This window comes from Agrilactobacillus yilanensis (assembly GCF_003946725.1).
Classification (GTDB): Bacteria; Bacillota; Bacilli; order Lactobacillales; family Lactobacillaceae; genus Agrilactobacillus; species Agrilactobacillus yilanensis.
The window spans coordinates 25,523-43,478 of the sequence record NZ_RHOY01000023.1; the positions used below are offsets into that span (position 1 = coordinate 25,523).

Genomic DNA, 17,956 nt, shown 5'->3' on the forward strand with positions numbered 1-17,956 from the left:
AAAAACACTCCTTTAAATTAATCTTTTTTAACTTCTACTATATCTTCACCAAACAAGGCTACTGCTTCTTTTACAACTTTTGGCACTTCAGCTTTTGCTGTCGCTGAGGGCTGAGCCGTAGTAGTTGTGGCCTTGCCTTCTTTTTGCTCCAAACGATTGGTGGCTAAATAATCTTTACGGATCACTGGCCAGTCTTCTTGAGGCACTAGCACGATTTCTGCTGGACTGCCTAACAAGCGATTTAAGCCATTCTTTAGCTCATCCAATAATTCTTGATCATTCATTACTTTTTCAAAAAATAGCTGGTAGTCAAAAGCAACAATCACGCCCTTAGCATTAGCTGCTACTGGCCGGGAAACATTCATCACTGCCCGCTTAGTAATTGACAGCATGCTCATTAAATCTGGCCAAACTTCCTTATACCGATTTAAATCTTGTCGTGTTGCCGTATCTAAAATCGGATAAATGGCCGTTTTATTCACTTGAACTTTATGCGCTTTTGGCTTTACGGAATTTGTCCGGTGAGCCGTAGTTTTACCGCTGCTTTGCGGCAATGTTTTAATTTGCTGACTCAATTGTGCAACTTGCGCCTTTAACGCTTCCAGCTGCTGATTTTCTTCAGCACTGGCTTCAACCGACGGTGCTGCTGCAGCCACCGGTTTAGCTGGGACGTGGCACAACTTAATCAACAACACTTCTAAGTAAACATCTGGATGATTGGTGTAACGTAATTGTTGCTGAACATCATTCAAAATATCAATCATCTGATATAACTGTGTCGCCTCAAAAGTGGTACTGAGCTGTTTGAAGGTCTCTGTAACGTTGCCTAGCTCTACTTCCTCAATGATCTGTGGTGCTGAGGCATAAACCAATAAATTTCGGCAGTAACCGATCAAGTCTTCCACAAACTGCTGCTCGTCTTTACCTTCTGTTAAAACTTCTTGTAACGTGGCCAAACTACTACTGGTATCTTGCTGTGCAATAGTAGTCATCAACCGGTCCACTTGGGTTTGGGATAAATCCCCGGTAACATTTAAAACATTGTCGACTGTTAATTTATTATCACTAAAAGACAAAACTTGATCTAAAATGGATAACGCATCCCGCATCCCGCCTTCACTGGCTCGGGCTACTAATTTCAGTGCTGCCGGTTCAAATTCAATTTGCTTTTGCTCCAAAATATACTGCATCCGCTGATAACTGTCTTGAGCCGTAATCCGTTTAAAATCAAAGCGCTGTGTTCTAGAAATAATTGTCGCTGGAATCTTGTAAGGCTCTGTTGTAGCTAAAATAAAAACAACATTAGCCGGTGGTTCTTCTAAAGTCTTTAATAGCGCATTAAAAGCGCCGGTAGATAACATGTGGACTTCATCAATAATATAGATTTTGTAAGCTGCAGAAGTCGGTGCGTACTTTGCTTTATCCCGGATATTACGAATTTCTTCGACCCCATTATTTGAAGCCGCATCAATTTCAATCACGTCATTCAAAGTACCTTCTGTAATTGCCTTACATATATCACACGTGTTACAAGGTTCGCCATCTTTTTGATTGGGGCAGTTAATGGCTTTGGCAAAAATCTTTGCTGCTGAAGTTTTACCCGTTCCCCGTGGCCCGGCGAATAAATACGCATGACTCGTTTGTTGCGTCATAATTGCATTTTTTAAAGTTTTAGTGACCATTGTTTGGCCAACAATCTCGTCAAATCGTTGTGGTCGCCAAACGCGATATAAAGCTTGATAACTCAAAATTCTGCCCCCTTTAAGTTATCGATTTGTATGTAAGACTGCACCGTTAAGCACAGCCTTATTGAAACTATTTCGGTTTTTAACCTAACAAAAATGGGACTGAAGGCAAAACTTGCTTTAACCAGTCCCAATTAATTTTTATATAAACATAAGACACATGTTCCAACACACTTAGTGCTGCTTCCTTCCGGACCTGACACGATTCACATGTGGAGCATTGTCTCATGGCCTTGCGGCGTATAATATTATAACCCGTTTTGAGATAAATTACCAGCCTTACGCTGCATCTTTTTTCGTTTTCGGATTGTTTTAAAAAAATTTGTTAGCAGCTGACCGGTTTCTTCAGCGCAAATTCCCCCTTGAACATGGGGATGATGGTTTAATTTTTCCAATGCAAAAACATTCGTCACACTACCCGCTGCACCGGCCTTAGGATCAAAGGCCCCAAAATAGACGCTGTCTAAGCGACTATTAATGATTGCACCGGCACACATCACACAAGGTTCTAGCGTCACAAATAGATCCATGCCTGTTAACCGCCAGCTATTCTTAGCCGTACAGGCCTGAGCAATTGCTAAAAGTTCTGCATGTCCTAATGCACTTTGATCTAATTCCCGGCGATTATAACCCCGGGCAACAATTTCACCTTGGTAAACAATCACTGCACCAATGGGCACTTCATCTAATGCCTGGGCTTTTTTAGCTTCGTTAATCGCCTCAGACATATAATAATCAATGGCTTGTGGTTCTGTAACGATGAGTTATTCCTCCTAGCACTGAATCGCTTCTTGAAACGCACTCCAACAATGCGTTGGCTCTGGTTCAGCCTGATAAAATTTAGCAACAATGGCGCTTAGTTGTTTAACATCTCTTGGCGACATCTGTTCAACTAAGGTCAATAGATGATAATTATTATTTAAATTAAAACGTACAAAATTTCGGATATAGCGCTTATTTTTGACAAATGTGGTATTCAGAAGTTTATTGACTCCAAAAAGCACACCGCCACTAACGGCTGCTACCGTTGTCCCTAGTACTAACTTCGCGGTTCGTTGCATAAATAGCCACCCCAATAATTTGTAGAATTCTACGTTTTTTAAGTTACTTTAAAAACACACACGTTAATTCTAGCATAATCTTTTCTCGTGACCAATACTGCACTTTAAAAACCTTTAATCATTTTTTACACTTTGTAAAATGTAATAACCGCCATCTTTACTCAGCACTTCACAGTTACCATAAACAGCCGTCATTAGTTTTTTAGCTGAAGGTGCCCCTTGCTTCTTTTGTAAAACAGCTAACAGCTTGCCGCCTGGCACTAAATGATCTTTAGCATCCGTTAATATTTGGCTGACAACCGCCTTGCCTGCTCGAATCGGTGGATTTGTATAAATTCCAGCAAAGTCTCCAGAGATTTGTTTAAAACCATCAGAAGCAAAAATAGAGACGTTTTTAATTTGATTATCCGCCGCATTTTTCTGAGCTAACTTTAAAGCCCGCTCATTAACGTCCGTCATCGTCACTTGCCGATTAGGAAAATGATGGGCTAGCGCTAAGCCAATTGGGCCATAACCGCAGCCCACATCTAATAAGCTGCCACTTGGAAAATCAGTTTTAACGGTGGCCTCAATCAATGTTCTTGAACCAAAATCTATCGTGTGTTTACAAAAAACACCGTTATCCGTTGTAAAATGAAACGTCTGTTGTAACAATTCAAAATCAAAATGATACTCTTGATGATCCGCTGTTGGATTTTGTGAATAATAATATTCCGTCATAACTACTCCTACAAATTATTTTTATCAGATAAATCCGTGAAAAAGTCCGGCCGCATAATATGGGCATGATACATTTCTGGATCAATCCGATGATTAACCACTAACATTAATTGTAACATGGTAAAGACTAAAGATTGCTGTCTTGGGTAAACAATATATCGCGGTACCCATTTTGTCACATATTTATTCTTATAAGAACGCAGCCCTTCAAAGCTATAAAAGCGATAGCCGTATTGATAAATCAAATGGGCTACCCGTTCATCTAAGAAAGAATTTTTATATATGCCCACATTAGCCAGCGGCGCCATACCCATATTAAAATAACGATACCCTTGATCTTGAGCTTGGTAAAGCAAGTTAATAAAAACTTGATCCATAATTCCGGAAGGTGCATCTTGACGATGGCGCATTAAGTCAATACTCGTAACTTCATGATCGCCAGTAGGCATGCTATTGGCAAAAGCAATTAATTTACCCGTTTTATCGCGAATCACCGCAATCGGTGTCTGCTCCAAATAAAAACGGTCAAAAAAGCCTAACGAAAATCCTTTTTCCGTTTTACCATCTAACCAGCTATCTGAAATTTGTTTTAACTGCAAGAAGTCTTGATCCGAAAACGGTGGCGCCAATACTTCAAACGTATAGCCTTCCCGCTTAAATTTATTCATTAATGCCCGCTGTCCTTTATGCTTATTGCCCGAAATATTAAAGTCCGGCAATGATACAAAACCTTCTTCACCAAATTTGATGAAATCAAAACCAAATTCATGCATCCGCATCGTAAAGGCATCTGATACTTCATAAAAAACCACATGTAAGTCTTGCTGATCAGCTTGATTAATAAATGCTTGGATTGCCGCATTCAAGTATTTAGGATTCCCCACAGGTTCCCCCATGACAATCAGTTTATCCGTTTTTTTACGGAATAAAAAGAAAACCTGATCTGTGTCCTCCGCTTGGTAATAAAAAACGGCCTTGTCCCGTAAAAATGCCAAATGGCTGACTTCATTGCCACCGAAACGATCAATGACGGCTCGAATGCGATCCGCATCAAATCCCATATCCAAGCTTTTTTCACCTTGTTTTAAATAATGCTGAATCATCAATAAAATTAACGCTGCCAGCAATACTAAAATTAACCCCGTGAACCACAGTCGCTCAGACGGGAATAACAATGCTACAGGCACGGGTTTACGATGATGAATATGCGGTGAATTCAAAATACCAACAATTGCATACATCAGAAAAGTTAAGGCATAAACACCACCATCAAATAACCGTGCCCCCCAGGCCAATTCCAAGCGATCCCGGTAAAGTTCTTTTTTACTAAATAGCATCGCCAATAACGCCAAGCCAAAGATGATTAGCAGTGGCACCGAAAAATCTCGTAACAAACTATTTAAAATGGCAATACCTAATAAAATCAACGTCGGCCAATAAGCTTTTTTCACCCGGTCAGCAACCCCTCTGGCAAAACCAATCAATAAAAAGGCCAAAATAATATTATAAGTTCGATCAATCAAGGCGAATAAATAAGGATAAACACCATAAAATAAATGCGTTGTCCGCAGCCAATTGGGTATCGTTGCCGCCATTAACATGACAATAGCTGTGAAATAAAGGATAAATACAACAAAAACATGGGCCGCTTTTGTTAAAGCCTGCCGTGGAATATCTTGGAAATAAACATTAATCTTATGGCCCATATCATGAACAAAGAAAATTAAGCCGATAATAAATGGAATAATATAATAAAAAATACGATAAAATAGCAACCAGACAACTGCTGTCCCACTATCAATACCGACCGCATTCAACCCTAAAATCATAAACACATCAAAACTGCCTAATGCCCCGGGCACCATGGAAACAACCCCTACAATATTGGCAATCATAAATAAAGGTAGAATATGGCTCAATTGCGTGATCCCTAAAAAATGACCAATAATTAAAAAGAAGCCCCCTGCAAAGCCCCATTCAAAACAAGAACCAATGGCTAGACTTACCTCTTTACGAATCGTTAAATCACTGAAAAATTCAGATTCACGTAAATGCGTCACTAACAATAAAATCGGTGTATATAAAGCGCCACCAACGAGCCAAATCCAATAATTACCAAACATAGACCCAATACCAAAAGTAAAAATTAAAATCAATGACACAGCGCTCCATAAAGAAAGACCTGATAATAAAAATAGTGCAATTTTTGAAATCGCAAATAGGATCTGCTTCTTCGTCGCATTTTTCCCATAAAAATTAGCCCGTAACGTTGCGCCTAACACACCGCCAAAGCCAATTAGATTGTTAAATGTATTTACCGTCCACCCCGCCTTTAAAATATACTTAGTAGGCGCCCGTTCCGGTAAAAAACTTTGAATCTCAAAATCATAGTTCAACATTGGTAACACCGAAATTAATCCTAGAACTGTTAATAGAATAATTGATCCCACCGTCTGACTATGCAAACTCGCAGACAACGTTTTTTGATCAATATCTCGAATGATTCGGCCAATTTCAATAATGACAAATATTAAAACAGACAACACAAAAATCGCCTTTAAAATTGTCTTATGCTTACCAAAAACAGCACTTAATTGTTGATATAAGGCTCTCATTAATAATCCCTCCAACTTTCGTAGCCTTATTATAACGTAAGCATTATTGAAACAATACTAGATTACACCAGTGTGACAACAATGTTAGCTTATATAAGAGCGCGACAAGCTACGTTTTGACAATGCACATAACCTAGACTTACGATATAAGCCCGGTCTTGGCTTGTGAGTAAGGCGTAGTTATGTAAATTGTCAGTAGCTTGGAGCGCGTTTTAGAACCAGAGCGCGAGCCAACACGGGTGATTTCGACTACTACGGCTCACAGTGGACTTTCACCACCAAGTTAGCACCCATGCCGGACGCACGCAAAAAAAAAGAACCCTCGAAAGGGTTCTTTGAATTCTATAAATAGAAACTATTTTAATGTTACAGTAGCGCCAACAGCTTCTAAGTCTTCCTTCATCTTTTCAGCGTCAGCTTTAGCTACGCCTTCTTTAAGAACTGAAGGAGCGTTATCAACTAAGCCTTTAGCATCTTTCAAGCCAAGGTCAGTAATTGTACGTACTTGTTTGATAACTTTAACTTTTTCTTGACCAACTTCTGTTAATTCAACATCAAATTCGTCTTTTTCAGCAGCGCCAGCGTCACCAGCAGCAGCACCTGCAGCAGCTACAGGAGCAGCAGCAGAAACACCAAATTCTTCTTCAATAGCTTTAACTAAGTCGCTCAATTCTAAGACAGAAGCATCTTTTAATTGATCAACAATTGCATTTACATCTAATGCCATGTTTAAATCCTCCATTTTATAAGTCAGTTTTTATTTTTTTAATTATGCAGCGGAATCATCGCCGTCTTTACTATCAGCAATTGCTTTAACAGCGTATGCCACGTTGCGAACTGGAGCTTGTAATACAGAAAGCAACATAGATAGCAAGCCTTCGCGACTTGGTAACTTGGATAATTGGTCGATTTCTTCTAATGTTGCAACATTACCTTCGATCATACCACCTTTAATTTCTAAAGCTTCAGCGTCTTTAGCAAATTTAGCGATAATACGAGCTGGGGCAACAACATCATCATAAGAAAAAGCAATAGCTGTAGGACCAGTGAATGTTTCATCTAAACCTTCATAGCCAGCCTTGTCAGCAGCGCGACGCAAGTAAGTGTTTTTAACAACTTCTAGTTCAACGCCTTCAGCACGTAATTGTGCCCGTAATTCAGTAACTTGTTCAACAGTTAAACCTAAATAGTCAACAACGACGATAGATTTAGCCTTACCAAATTTTTCAACAATAGCCTCAACAACTGTAGCTTTTTGTGCAATAATTTTTGCGTTAGCCAAACGAATTCACCTCCAAATAATTTTTTCGGCTTTGGAGTAATAAAAAAACTCCATGCCACAAGACATAGAGAGGTTAAAACAATACGTCTCCTCGGCAGGATATTAAGACTTACGTCACCTGAGTCTTCGGCAGAAAAACAACCAAGAGATATAATATCATGAATTACTACTAGCGTCAATAGAAAACAAAAAATGTTGGGCCAAAAGTTATCTTCTGGCCCAACATTTTTAATTAACTAACGTCATAGACACTTCAAATTAGAAAGAAGCAACGTCAATTTTGACACCAGGGCCTAATGTAGAAGTTAATGTTAAGCTCTTGATGTAATTGCCTTTTGTAGAAGCAGGTCTTGCACGAACGATTGTTTCGTGTAAGCTGCGGAAGTTTTCGATTAATTTATCATCTTCAAATGATACTTTACCGATTGGCGCATGAACAATACCTTGCTTGTCAACACGGTAAGTTACTTGACCAGCTTTAATATCATTGATTGCCTTTGTAACATCCATAGTTACAGTACCAGTCTTAGGGTTTGGCATTAAGCCTTTAGGGCCCAAGACACGGCCTAAACGACCAACTTTAGCCATCATAGGTGGTGTTGCAACGGCAACGTCAAAGTCTAACCAGCCGCCTTGGATTTTTTCAACTAAATCGTCAGAGCCAACAACGTCAGCGCCTGCTTCTTCAGCTTGTTTTGCTTGATCGCCTTCAGCAAATACGACGACTTTTTGAGTTTTACCAGTACCATTAGGTAAAACCATAGCGCCACGAATTTGTTGATCAGCTTGTTTAGGGTCTACAGATAAGTTATAGGCAACTTCAACAGTTGCGTCAAAACTAGCGTAGTTTGTTTTCTTTACTAAAGCAACAGCTTCATCGACAGCGTAGTTTTTACCAGCTTCGACTTGTTTAGCTGCTTCGATATATTTTTTGCCTTTTTTGGCCATTGAATTTTCCTCCTTGCAAATGTGGTCACAGGGCAATGCCCTCCCACTTGATTTAACGGTTTTTACCGTCAATCCGTCATACTAAAAGCGATTAGCCTTCAACAGTGAAGCCCATGCTTCTAGCTGTACCTTCAACCATGCGCATAGCAGCTTCAACGTCTGCTGCGTTTAGGTCTTGCATTTTTGTTTCAGCGATTTGACGAACTTGATCTTTAGTTACAGTTGCAACTTTTTTAGTGTTAGGTTCGCCAGAGCCGTGTTCTACGCCAGCAGCTTTCTTCAAAAGAACAGCAGCTGGAGGAGTTTTTGTGATGAAATCGAATGAACGATCTTCGTATACAGTGATTACAACAGGGATAATCATGCCTGCTTGATCTGCAGTACGTGCATTAAAATCCTTGGTGAAACCCATAATATTAATCCCAGCTTGACCTAAAGCTGGACCTACTGGAGGTGCTGGTGTTGCTTTACCAGCAGGAATTTGTAATTTAACAACGTTTGCTACTTTTTTTGCCACGAGACATTGCCTCCTTTAGTCCGTGTTGTGGTATAAATGGAGATAAAAATTTCTCCTCCCACATTGTACGAAAAACATACTGGATAAATATATCATGAACTTTTACTTTAATCAACCCTCTACTTTATTTCGATGGCCGCCATAAAAATTCAATAATATTCCAATCTACTAAACTATTTTCATGTAATAAACTATGGGCTGCATTGGCCCCACGCAGGACCGCTTGATGATAAATATGCGGTGTCTGCATCAAAATATATTTTAAGGATAAGCCGCTGCTAGTTGCCACACTGCCGTCATGCTGTACCCGGCTATTTGGCAAAATATTACCCACTAAATTTAAAAACTTAATTGGATAAGGTACTTGTGCCATATGCTGCTGCAAATACTCATAAATCGGTGTCGTGCGCTGCGGGCCATCTTTAGTCAGCGGATAACTCAAAATTTCTGCTGTATCCTTGCCCAGTTCCAAATCATTAAATGGTCCTGCAATCGTGACGACTTTTGCAATCTTAGGCTGGCTAGCCGTCAGCGCCTGGGCACAATAAGCTACTGCTGTGACAGCCCCCATTGAATGGCCCACTAAATTTACCGTTGTCACACCTTTGGCTTTAAGTGCCGCCATTAGCGGTGTCAGCCACTGCACTTGCTGAGAAACGTCGGCTGTGTTTTTACAAAACAATACTTGAATACAAGGATTATTCTGTTCAAAAACCCAATTACCATTCGTCTTCCAAGTGCCATCTGCGGCAATTTTAATCACTAGTGTTTTTTGAGCGGCACCCAACTTGTAAAACCGATGCAGCATTCTACCAAAAGAATAACGATTACCGCGATAACCATGAATAAAAATCGTTGGTATTCCCGTATAGGTTATGGCAGATTGCTGCGAAATTGGCCGTGTGATCGCTTTTCCTAAGCGCCAAAAATCGAGCGCAGCCCAAATTAGGCCACCAAATAATATTAAAATCGCTATAACGAAAAATTGATTAAAAAAGTACATATTCTCACGACCAGCGAGATAATTTAGATTTTGTCCACTTGTTCAAAGTCCAATTCAGCACTTGTTTCTCGACCGAACATATCAATATTAACTTTTAATTTTAGCTTTTCATGGTCAACTTCTGTAATTTTACCGACCATCCCCATGAAGGCTCCTTCAGAGATTTTCACGGATTCGCCAACTTCAAAATCAAGATCAGAGTGGCGTTGACTCATCCCAATTTGATGTAAAATATTTTGGATTTCATCATCTAAAAGTGGTGCCGGTTTACTACCAGCCCCGTGACTGCCGACAAACCCTGTGACCCCTGGTGTATTCCGAACGATAAACCAAGATTGATCCGTCATGACCATTTCCACAAGAACATAGCCTGGGAATGTCTTTTTCATGATTTCTTTATCTTTACCGTTTTTGATTTCATGTTCTTCTTCTTCCGGTACAACAACCCGAAAAATAAAGTCTTCCATCCCCATTGTATGTGCTCTAGATTCTAAGTTTGCCTTGACTTTGTTTTCATAACCAGAATAAGTGTGTAGGACATACCAATTTTTTTCTGCTGACTCAACCATTTTAATTTGAACTCCTTTTAAATTTCTATCCAAAATAAAAAACCTCCACCAATGGAAGTTTTCTCTGGTGCTATTATAACAAATAACTGCTGAAATACCTACGCTTAAATCTATTTTAAAATAAATAGATCCAATAACCGCGTCAAACCCCAGCTTACTGCTGCGAAGAAAACAGCAAATAGAAAAGATGTCATAAGTACAGTCCATGTATCATGACGATTTTCCTTAGCTGTTGGCCAAGTCGTCAACTTCATTTCAGCGATAACACCTTTAACAAAATTTGAAAATCTTTTCATTACGATACCTCTGCTTTAAAATACTTATCGAGTTTCTTTATGCAACGTATATTTGCCACAATGTTTACAAAACTTATTAACTTCTAAACGGGTTGTACGTTCCGTCTTAACCGTAATCGTGTAATTTCTTGAACCACAAACCGTACATGCTAATGCTGCTTTTCTGATTGCCATGTCTGGCCCTCCCGAATATCAAGGAACTTGTAATCGTACATTTCAGCCTAACATGTTCCGACCATCAAAGTCAATTTAATTTTCAGACTTTAATTGGCCGAATTCTGCTTGTAAATACTGTCGTAGCTTTGCTCGAACACGTTGCTGTGCGCTTTTTAAAGCTTTTGCTGAAATGTGATATTCTGTTTGAACCGTTTCGGCATCTTTGTGCCCAATGCTTACGAATAATGCTTGTAGCTCAACCATCGAAAGCTTTGCTGTGTAACTTGGCAAATCTATCATTAATCCTCCAGCTATATCCTGCAGTAATTGTAAATCTCGTGGTAAAAAATCATAACTATGTTCCAATAATCCATCTAACGATGTCGCTTGACAATTCTCTTTGCGTTTCTTGGCCAACTGCCATCTCACTTTCGAAAGGGTACTATTTCGAAAGCGGAGTTTGAAAAAGCTGCCGAATTTGGACCCCTTACTGGGATCAAATTTCTGTGCGGTTAGAAAACACTCTAGCCGTGCTTCTTGCAACCAATCATCCACATCATACAAATGAAGTCGGTACTGTCCTGCCATGTTAAAAATTAAAGGCTTATATTTTTCTATCAGGATCGTTAAAGCATCCGAATCTCCCAGTTTAACACGTAGCACCAACTTATTTTCATCGTCAAAATTAGACAAAGTTTTCCCCAATTCTGCCCAAAACACAATACTAGATTTCTAATATATCACATTTTTGTAAACAGCAGGGATTATTGTTGTCAATTTTCAGTAAATATTTCACTTTTTTTGATTTATATTATCTCTGATCTTTTCCAGCATCATCATTTGCTGCCGTGACCAAGGAGAATTACGCCGATTAGAAACATCATAGTGCTTGGCATCGGACTTAATTTCTTGATGGGTCCGTTTTAATTGCCGGTACAGCTCATAAGCAGATACCCGCAAGGCGCCTCTTGAAAAAACCGTCCATTGTTCTGCCTGATCGCTTGTGGCAACAGTCACCTGGTTCAACGGTAGATTTAGTTCTTCTGCCAACGCTTCAATGTAACTATCCGCTGTTTGTTCTTCTTGTGTATAAACGATCTCAATATCAAAACGTTCAAAATTCTCTTTGATGCCTGGTACATACATTGCATCAAAAACTAAGATCATCCGTAAATCGGGTTCATATTTTTTATATTCTGACAAAATATCCAACAGTCGGTCTCTGGCATCTTTTAGATGGTCTTCTTTTTTCAGCTTATTTAATTCCGGCCAGTTGCCGATCATATTATAGCCATCCACAATCAAGATTTCATGTCTCATAAGCTATCCCTCCAGTGGATGCCTGCCGTTATAAGCTTGATACAGCAATACGCCAGCTGCCACACTGGCATTCAAGCTTTGAACATGGCCCGTCATCGGGATGCTCAACGTTACATCCATTAATTTGGCAATACCTGGAGAAATACCTTTGCCCTCATTACCAATTACTAAAGCGGTTGGCCCCTTACTATCCCAAGTACGGTAATCAGCACCATCCATTGCTGTGCCAAAAATCCAAACGCCTTTGTCTTTTAATTTATTGATCGTCTGGGCTAAATTTGTTACCCGTACCACGGGCACATAATTCACAGCACCTGTAGAGGTTTTGGCCACAACATCTGTCAAAGAAGCGGACCGGCGCTTTGGAATAATCACGCCATGAACCCCCATAGCATCGCAAGTTCGTAAAATTGAACCTAAGTTATGGGGATCTTCTAAGTTGTCCAAAATAACGATCAGCGGATCTTCAGACTTAGCTTCAGCCGCTTCAAAAATTGTTTCCAATTGTGCATATGGTATTGGTGAAACTGCGACGATAATCCCTTGATGATTTTCTTGTGTTAATTGTTCTAACTTCGCTTTAGGCACTTTTTGTAAAATTAAATGCTGTGCCTTCGCTAAAGTCTCTACTTGACGCCCAAAGTTTGGCTGAATATTATCTGCCATAAAAATTTTGTTAATCCGGTCGCTTTGTTCACTTTCCAATAGACTAATGGCCGCATGACGACCATAAACGAATTCATCGCTTGTTGGTCTTGCTTCTTGAGGTTTTCTATCTTCTCGGCCTTGTCGTGGCTTTTGGTGTCTTTCTTTTTTAGCTGGATAAGTCTTATCTTTTTTATTCACGTGTTCGCCCCGCTTCTACTTGTGCAATGCACCAAGTGGCTAATGCTGTAATACGTTCATCTTGCTGGCTTAATTTTAAATAGCCAAAGATTGCCTCAAAGCCTGTTGATCGACGATAAGTTGTCGTATCTGTATTTTTAGCCTTCGTGTAACTTTTGGCATTTCGGCCACGTTTAAAAGTAGCCCACTCATCTTCTGTCAAATAGTCGTCTTGTTCCATAAGATGGATCAAGGCGCTTTGGGCTTTAGCAGAGACATATTCTTTTGCTGTTTTTTGTAATTTGCTTGGTTTTGTAATGCCTTTTAACAATAAATGTTCCCGGACAAAAACTTCATAAACTGAATCGCCGAGAAAGGCTAAGTCAATACCGTTTAATAAATTTGGATTCATTCTCGATGCCACCTTGTCCCCTGTGGAGTATCTTCTAAAATAATACCTTGTGTTTTTAATTCATCACGAATGGCATCACTTTTTGCAAAATCTTTGTTTTTACGCGCATCGTTGCGTGCTTGAATCATTGCTTCGATTTCATCGTCCAGCAGACTATCTGTGGCGAACTTCAAACCAAAGACATTGGTCATTTCTAAAAATAGCTGTTTTAACAAGGTTAACGTCTCTTGTTTAACCTCTGCTTGATTAGTGTACTGATTCATCAGTTTAACGAGTTCATAAACTTGCATAATCCCATTTTGCGCATTAAAATCATCGTCCATTGCAGCAATAAATGCGGTTTGAATGGCCTCTGCGTCAGTTTCCACTGCAGTATCATGGCCTTCTACGGCGTCTTTAAAGCGATAGTCCAAATTAATAAAGCCATGACTTAATTTATTTAAATTAGCCTGGGCATCATCAAGACTTTCTTGGCAATACCGAATTGGCCGGCGATATTGCGTTGTCGCCATTAAGAAACGTAAAATTTGTGGGTCTGATTGGGCTACGAAGTCGTGGACTGTGACAAAATTGCCTAATGATTTAGACATCTTTTCGTCTTCAGAACCAATGGTTACAAAACCATTATGCAACCAATAATTGGCAAATTTCTGCCCAGTCTCAGCTTCACTTTGGGCAATTTCGTTTTCGTGATGCGGAAATTCTAAATCTTGGCCACCGCCGTGAATATCTAAAGTTTGGCCTAGATATTTGATCGACATTACCGAGCATTCAATATGCCAGCCTGGGCGACCTTTGCCCCAAGGTGCTTCCCAAAAAATTTCATCGGGTTTTGCTGCTTTCCACATGGCAAAATCAATTGGATCTTCCTTTAATGATAATTCTTCTGTTTCGACATGCTGGCTAGCCCCTTGTTCAAGCTCATCAATATTTTGATCCGATAATTGGCCATAATTTTTAAACTTACGAGCGCGATAGTACACATTACCGGCCGCTTCATAAGCATAGCCTTTATCAATTAAATTTTGAATAAACGCAATAATTTCTGGGATATTATCACTAGCTTTAGGGTTAACCGTTGCTGGTTCCACGTTCAATTGGGCCACGTCTGCTTTAAAAGCGTCAATATAACGGGCTGCAATTTCTGGAACGGTTGTCTGTTCACGGCGGGCTTCATTGATGAGTTTGTCATCCACATCCGTGAAATTGGATACATAATTGACCTGATAGCCTCGATATTCAAAGTAACGGCGAATCGTGTCAAAGGCCACAATACTCCGGGCGTTGCCGATGTGAATGTAGTTATAAACTGTGGGGCCACAGACATACATATTCACCAGATTAGGTTTTTGAGATTTGAAGACTTCTTTTTCACGAGTTAAGGTATTAAAAACACGTAACATTCGAACAACTCCTTTCGAGTTTTATTAGTACTTTCAGTTAATAAATGCAGCCTAAACATCAGAAAAAGCCGTGACAAAACGAAAAGTTCTGTCCCGGCCCCTTACGGTCTAGCATTTTGCTACTTTAAAGAACGAACTGCTCAAAATACATTATACACGACCATCTCGTATATCCCTATCCTTTTGAGTAGCTTCTTGGTTTAAATTTTACCATTTTGCCATTTGTTCTAAAGTTTCGTTTAGATGTGCTAATACTTTTTCCTTACCTAATAGTTCAATTGATTCTGCTAGTTGTGGCCCATGCATTTCTCGAGTTGTTGCAATTCGAATTGGCATGTATAACTTCCGGCCTTTAACGCCAGTTTCATGTTGAACATCATAGATAATATTTTGAATACGATTGGCTGTAAATACTTCTAATGCTTCAATCTTAGCTTTAAAAGCATTCAAAACAGCTGTTGCACCCTCAATCTTCAACTCTGCAATAGCTGCTTCGTCTAAGTCTGGTGCTCCATCAAAGAAAATCTCAGATAATGACACAACTTGTTGGGCATAGCTCAATTGGTCAATGAATAAATTAACTAACTGCCGCACCCATTCAATGGTCTTCGTATCTGGATGTGCTTCAATTCGGCCAGCTTCGATCAAGTTGTCCAAAGCTAAATCCGCAATCACACTTGGATTGGTCTTTTTAACATACTGGTTATTGATCCATTCCAATTTCTTTTGATCAAAAGCCGCTGGTGATTTACTCAACCGATTGGCATCAAATTGCTTAATGAATTGTTTTTGCGTAAAGATTTCATCTTCGCCAACCGGTGACCAACCTAATAATGTGATGAAGTTAAACATAGCGGCTGGTAAATAACCCAATTCACGGTACTGTTCAATAAATTGCAAGACGCTTTCATCACGTTTACTTAACTTCTTGCCAGTTTCAGAATTGATAATTAAAGTCATATGACCAAATTCTGGTGCCTGCCAGCCAAAAGCTTCATAAATCATCAATTGTTTTGGTGTGTTTGCGATATGGTCATCCCCACGCAAAACATGGGTAATCGCCATCATATGGTCATCAACAACAACCGCAAAGTTGTAAGTTGGCATGCCATCCCGTTTTTGAATAACAAAGTCGCCGCCAATTGTATTGGCTTCAATATCAATTTTACCTTTGACAATATCATTCCAAGCATAATCTTTGTCTGCAGGAACATGGAAACGAATAACTGGTGTCAAGCCTTTTGCTTTTGCATCTGCAATCGCTTGTGCCTTTTCATCATCGCTCATCCCCGCATATTCATAAACATAATGCGGCATTTCACCACGGGCCTTTTGAGCTTCCCGTTGCGCTTCTAATTCTGCTTCGGTTTTATAAGATTCATAGGCATAGCCTTCAGCCACCAATTTTTGGATTAATGGTTGATAAATATCTTTACGTTCAGATTGACGGTATGGGCCATATTCCCCACCAACATCTGGGCCTTCATCCCAATCGATCCCCAACCAATGCAACATTTGAATCTGACTTTCTTCGCCACCAGCCATATTCCGTTTTGTATCAGTATCTTCGATTCGTAATACTAAAGTCCCTTTGTGATGTCTTGCAAATAAATAGTTGAATAATGCCGTCCGAGCATTACCAATATGCAAATGTCCAGTTGGACTGGGTGCATAGCGCACACGTATCTTATCGTCTGCCAAATTTCTAACCTCTTTCATTCTTTTAAAACTTCTCAAAATTAGTGTAACTTTAAACGCTGAAAAAAACAATTGCTATCAAGCATTCTAATCAAACTAACCATTCTTTTTAGAATTCTTATTATTTTTGGGATGGTTCTCTGTTGATTTGCCATCACTGATACCACGATTATGGTGCGCCGGCTGGGCAAAAATCATTCGGCCCGCTGCCGTTTGTAACGCACTGGTCACAATCACATCAATCGATTGATTCAAATAAAATTGGCCGTCTTCTACGACTACCATCGTGCCATCCTCTTGATAAGCAACCCCTTGCTGCCGCTCTGTTCCGGATTTAACCACCGTCACATGTAAGCTTTCTCCCGGCAAAATCTCTGGTTTCAACGCATTAGCCAATTCGTTGATATTGAACACGGGCACATTTTGAAATTCACAGACTTTATTTAAATTAAAATCATTAGTGACCACAATACCATCCAGTAACTTCGCTAACTTGATTAATTTTGTATCCACTTCTGTCAAGCCTTCAAAATCACCATCGTACATTTTAACTGAAATAGTATCGTCACTCTTCATTTCATTCAAAATATCCAAGCCCCGACGACCTCTAGCCCGCTTCAAACTATCTGAAGAATCCGAAATCAGCTGCAGTTCATGGACCACAAATTCGGGCACAAGCAACGTACCTTCAATGAAGCCAGTTTTGGCAATATCATGAACACGACCATCAATAATAACGCTCGTATCCAAAATCTTATATTTTCTAAAATTATCATCTACACGACGATTTAAAATTTGTCCATCTGTACCGTTTTTGTCCTCTGAAAGACTGTTTTCTTTACGGCGTAATTGAAACAGCTTCCGCCAGTCATCTCGACGTAATGTCCCAATCCGAAACCCCAGATAACCCATTGTAATCATTAAAACAATCGGTAAAGCTGTGTTTAATAACGCCACATTCATCCGATAAAGCGGAATAGACAAAACATTCGCTAAAACTAATCCAAGAATCGTAAACAACGCCCCAAACAATAAATAAGACGGCGTTTGCTTATTTAAATAATTCTCAATTTTATTAATTCGAGCCACAATCCAGTCGTCAACAAGTAATGAAATAAAATAAAAAATAATAGCACCAATCACCGCATTAATAACGCCAGACAAACCAGTATCAATTAAAAAACCAGAATGTATCTTCAATAAGCGCCAAATAATCGGTAAAAGATTAATCCCTAAAGCCGCACCAATAATCACTGAAACCACACGAATAATATTCTTTCTCATAAAATTCACCACCTTTCAATATTAAAGAGCGTGAACTAGAGCGGGAAAGCCTCGAGCACTAACCTAGACCTGTGCCGTAAGTGGGCTTTACTTACAAACAGG

20 protein-coding genes, 1 other RNA gene and 1 other annotated feature are annotated in these 17,956 nt (G+C 39.6%); all 21 genes read right to left on the reverse strand.

Features of this window, described 5'->3' with window-relative positions:
• Window positions 1–17: 17 nt before the first annotated feature.
• The 21 genes from dnaX to EKM93_RS12495 all read right to left on the reverse strand — a co-directional run bounded on the left by dnaX (window position 18) and on the right by EKM93_RS12495 (window position 17,854).
• Window positions 18–1,748 (reverse strand): DNA polymerase III subunit gamma/tau, encoded by a 1,731-nt coding sequence (dnaX, locus tag EKM93_RS12395; RefSeq protein ID WP_125715895.1) that lies wholly within the window; start codon window positions 1,746–1,748, stop codon window positions 18–20.
• A gap of 142 nt (window positions 1,749–1,890) precedes the next feature.
• Window positions 1,891–1,977, reverse strand: an RNA gene (gene ffs, locus EKM93_RS12400) — signal recognition particle sRNA small type.
• Window positions 1,978–1,993: 16 nt separating this feature from the next.
• Window positions 1,994–2,473, reverse strand: a complete 480-nt coding sequence (locus EKM93_RS12405) for a nucleoside deaminase (protein ID WP_125715896.1) — start codon at window positions 2,471–2,473, stop codon at window positions 1,994–1,996.
• Window positions 2,474–2,518: 45 nt separating this feature from the next.
• Window positions 2,519–2,806 (reverse strand): hypothetical protein, encoded by a 288-nt coding sequence (locus EKM93_RS12410; protein WP_125715897.1) that lies wholly within the window; start codon window positions 2,804–2,806, stop codon window positions 2,519–2,521.
• A gap of 114 nt (window positions 2,807–2,920) precedes the next feature.
• The gene (locus EKM93_RS12415) at window positions 2,921–3,526 is read right to left on the reverse strand and encodes a class I SAM-dependent methyltransferase (RefSeq protein WP_125715898.1); all 606 of its coding nucleotides are present in this window, start codon (window positions 3,524–3,526) and stop codon (window positions 2,921–2,923) included.
• Window positions 3,527–3,534: 8 nt separating this feature from the next.
• Window positions 3,535–6,141 carry a bifunctional lysylphosphatidylglycerol flippase/synthetase MprF gene (mprF, locus tag EKM93_RS12420; protein WP_125715899.1) on the reverse strand — a complete coding sequence of 869 codons (2,607 nt, stop codon included), beginning with the start codon at window positions 6,139–6,141 and terminating at the stop codon, window positions 3,535–3,537.
• 355 nt (window positions 6,142–6,496) lie between these two features.
• On the reverse strand, window positions 6,497–6,868 hold the full coding sequence (gene rplL / locus EKM93_RS12425) for a 50S ribosomal protein L7/L12 (protein ID WP_125715900.1): 372 nt from the start codon (window positions 6,866–6,868) through the stop codon (window positions 6,497–6,499).
• Between the two features lie 42 nt (window positions 6,869–6,910).
• Window positions 6,911–7,423: a 50S ribosomal protein L10 gene (gene rplJ, locus EKM93_RS12430; protein ID WP_318530803.1), complete on the reverse strand. Its 513-nt coding sequence runs from the start codon at window positions 7,421–7,423 to the stop codon at window positions 6,911–6,913.
• A 32-nt stretch (window positions 7,424–7,455) separates the two neighbouring features.
• Window positions 7,456–7,571: a sequence feature (ribosomal protein L10 leader region), on the reverse strand.
• A 110-nt stretch (window positions 7,572–7,681) separates the two neighbouring features.
• Window positions 7,682–8,371, reverse strand: coding sequence for a 50S ribosomal protein L1 (rplA, locus tag EKM93_RS12435; RefSeq protein WP_125715902.1), 690 nt, complete (start codon window positions 8,369–8,371; stop codon window positions 7,682–7,684).
• 91 nt (window positions 8,372–8,462) lie between these two features.
• A complete protein-coding gene (rplK, locus tag EKM93_RS12440; protein WP_125715903.1) occupies window positions 8,463–8,888 on the reverse strand; it encodes a 50S ribosomal protein L11 in 426 nt (141 codons plus the stop codon).
• Window positions 8,889–9,012: 124 nt separating this feature from the next.
• Window positions 9,013–9,891 carry an alpha/beta fold hydrolase gene (locus tag EKM93_RS12445; protein WP_125715904.1) on the reverse strand — a complete coding sequence of 293 codons (879 nt, stop codon included), beginning with the start codon at window positions 9,889–9,891 and terminating at the stop codon, window positions 9,013–9,015.
• 23 nt (window positions 9,892–9,914) lie between these two features.
• Window positions 9,915–10,460, reverse strand: a complete 546-nt coding sequence (gene nusG / locus EKM93_RS12450; protein ID WP_125715905.1) for a transcription termination/antitermination protein NusG — start codon at window positions 10,458–10,460, stop codon at window positions 9,915–9,917.
• A gap of 110 nt (window positions 10,461–10,570) precedes the next feature.
• The gene (gene secE / locus EKM93_RS12455; RefSeq protein ID WP_125715906.1) at window positions 10,571–10,756 is read right to left on the reverse strand and encodes a preprotein translocase subunit SecE; all 186 of its coding nucleotides are present in this window, start codon (window positions 10,754–10,756) and stop codon (window positions 10,571–10,573) included.
• Window positions 10,757–10,780: 24 nt separating this feature from the next.
• On the reverse strand, window positions 10,781–10,930 hold the full coding sequence (gene rpmG / locus EKM93_RS12460) for a 50S ribosomal protein L33 (protein ID WP_125715907.1): 150 nt from the start codon (window positions 10,928–10,930) through the stop codon (window positions 10,781–10,783).
• 75 nt (window positions 10,931–11,005) lie between these two features.
• On the reverse strand, window positions 11,006–11,605 hold the full coding sequence (locus tag EKM93_RS12465) for a sigma factor (protein ID WP_164507093.1): 600 nt from the start codon (window positions 11,603–11,605) through the stop codon (window positions 11,006–11,008).
• 99 nt (window positions 11,606–11,704) lie between these two features.
• Entirely contained in the window at window positions 11,705–12,232 is a 528-nt protein-coding gene (locus EKM93_RS12470) for an NYN domain-containing protein (protein ID WP_125715909.1), read from the reverse strand.
• A 3-nt stretch (window positions 12,233–12,235) separates the two neighbouring features.
• On the reverse strand, window positions 12,236–13,078 hold the full coding sequence (rlmB, locus tag EKM93_RS12475) for a 23S rRNA (guanosine(2251)-2'-O)-methyltransferase RlmB (RefSeq protein WP_125715910.1): 843 nt from the start codon (window positions 13,076–13,078) through the stop codon (window positions 12,236–12,238).
• On the reverse strand, window positions 13,071–13,469 hold the full coding sequence (locus tag EKM93_RS12480; protein ID WP_125715911.1) for a Mini-ribonuclease 3: 399 nt from the start codon (window positions 13,467–13,469) through the stop codon (window positions 13,071–13,073). The genes rlmB and EKM93_RS12480 overlap by 8 nt, the downstream gene beginning before the upstream one ends.
• Window positions 13,466–14,872 carry a cysteine--tRNA ligase gene (gene cysS / locus EKM93_RS12485; RefSeq protein ID WP_125715912.1) on the reverse strand — a complete coding sequence of 469 codons (1,407 nt, stop codon included), beginning with the start codon at window positions 14,870–14,872 and terminating at the stop codon, window positions 13,466–13,468. Before cysS ends, EKM93_RS12480 begins: the two co-directional genes overlap by 4 nt.
• Before the next feature lie 207 nt (window positions 14,873–15,079).
• Window positions 15,080–16,573 carry a glutamate--tRNA ligase gene (gltX, locus tag EKM93_RS12490; RefSeq protein ID WP_164507094.1) on the reverse strand — a complete coding sequence of 498 codons (1,494 nt, stop codon included), beginning with the start codon at window positions 16,571–16,573 and terminating at the stop codon, window positions 15,080–15,082.
• A 93-nt stretch (window positions 16,574–16,666) separates the two neighbouring features.
• The gene (locus EKM93_RS12495) at window positions 16,667–17,854 is read right to left on the reverse strand and encodes a PIN/TRAM domain-containing protein (RefSeq protein ID WP_125715914.1); all 1,188 of its coding nucleotides are present in this window, start codon (window positions 17,852–17,854) and stop codon (window positions 16,667–16,669) included.
• Window positions 17,855–17,956 lie beyond the last annotated feature (102 nt).

What these genes read in the sequence shown, in the direction of transcription:
- EKM93_RS12405 (WP_125715896.1), bottom strand. Translation starts at nt 2,473, where the DNA reads ATGTCTGAGGCGATTAACGAAGCTAAAAAAGCCCAGGCATTAGATGAA.
- EKM93_RS12410 (WP_125715897.1), bottom strand. Translation starts at nt 2,806, where the DNA reads ATGCAACGAACCGCGAAGTTAGTACTAGGGACAACGGTAGCAGCCGTT.
- EKM93_RS12415 (WP_125715898.1), bottom strand. Translation starts at nt 3,526, where the DNA reads ATGACGGAATATTATTATTCACAAAATCCAACAGCGGATCATCAAGAG.
- mprF (WP_125715899.1), bottom strand. Translation starts at nt 6,141, where the DNA reads ATGAGAGCCTTATATCAACAATTAAGTGCTGTTTTTGGTAAGCATAAG.
- rplL (WP_125715900.1), bottom strand. Translation starts at nt 6,868, where the DNA reads ATGGCATTAGATGTAAATGCAATTGTTGATCAATTAAAAGATGCTTCT.
- rplA (WP_125715902.1), bottom strand. Translation starts at nt 8,371, where the DNA reads ATGGCCAAAAAAGGCAAAAAATATATCGAAGCAGCTAAACAAGTCGAA.
- EKM93_RS12445 (WP_125715904.1), bottom strand. Translation starts at nt 9,891, where the DNA reads ATGTACTTTTTTAATCAATTTTTCGTTATAGCGATTTTAATATTATTT.
- nusG (WP_125715905.1), bottom strand. Translation starts at nt 10,460, where the DNA reads ATGGTTGAGTCAGCAGAAAAAAATTGGTATGTCCTACACACTTATTCT.
- secE (WP_125715906.1), bottom strand. Translation starts at nt 10,756, where the DNA reads ATGAAAAGATTTTCAAATTTTGTTAAAGGTGTTATCGCTGAAATGAAG.
- rpmG (WP_125715907.1), bottom strand. Translation starts at nt 10,930, where the DNA reads ATGGCAATCAGAAAAGCAGCATTAGCATGTACGGTTTGTGGTTCAAGA.
- EKM93_RS12470 (WP_125715909.1), bottom strand. Translation starts at nt 12,232, where the DNA reads ATGAGACATGAAATCTTGATTGTGGATGGCTATAATATGATCGGCAAC.
- EKM93_RS12480 (WP_125715911.1), bottom strand. Translation starts at nt 13,469, where the DNA reads ATGAATCCAAATTTATTAAACGGTATTGACTTAGCCTTTCTCGGCGAT.
- cysS (WP_125715912.1), bottom strand. Translation starts at nt 14,872, where the DNA reads ATGTTACGTGTTTTTAATACCTTAACTCGTGAAAAAGAAGTCTTCAAA.
- EKM93_RS12495 (WP_125715914.1), bottom strand. Translation starts at nt 17,854, where the DNA reads ATGAGAAAGAATATTATTCGTGTGGTTTCAGTGATTATTGGTGCGGCT.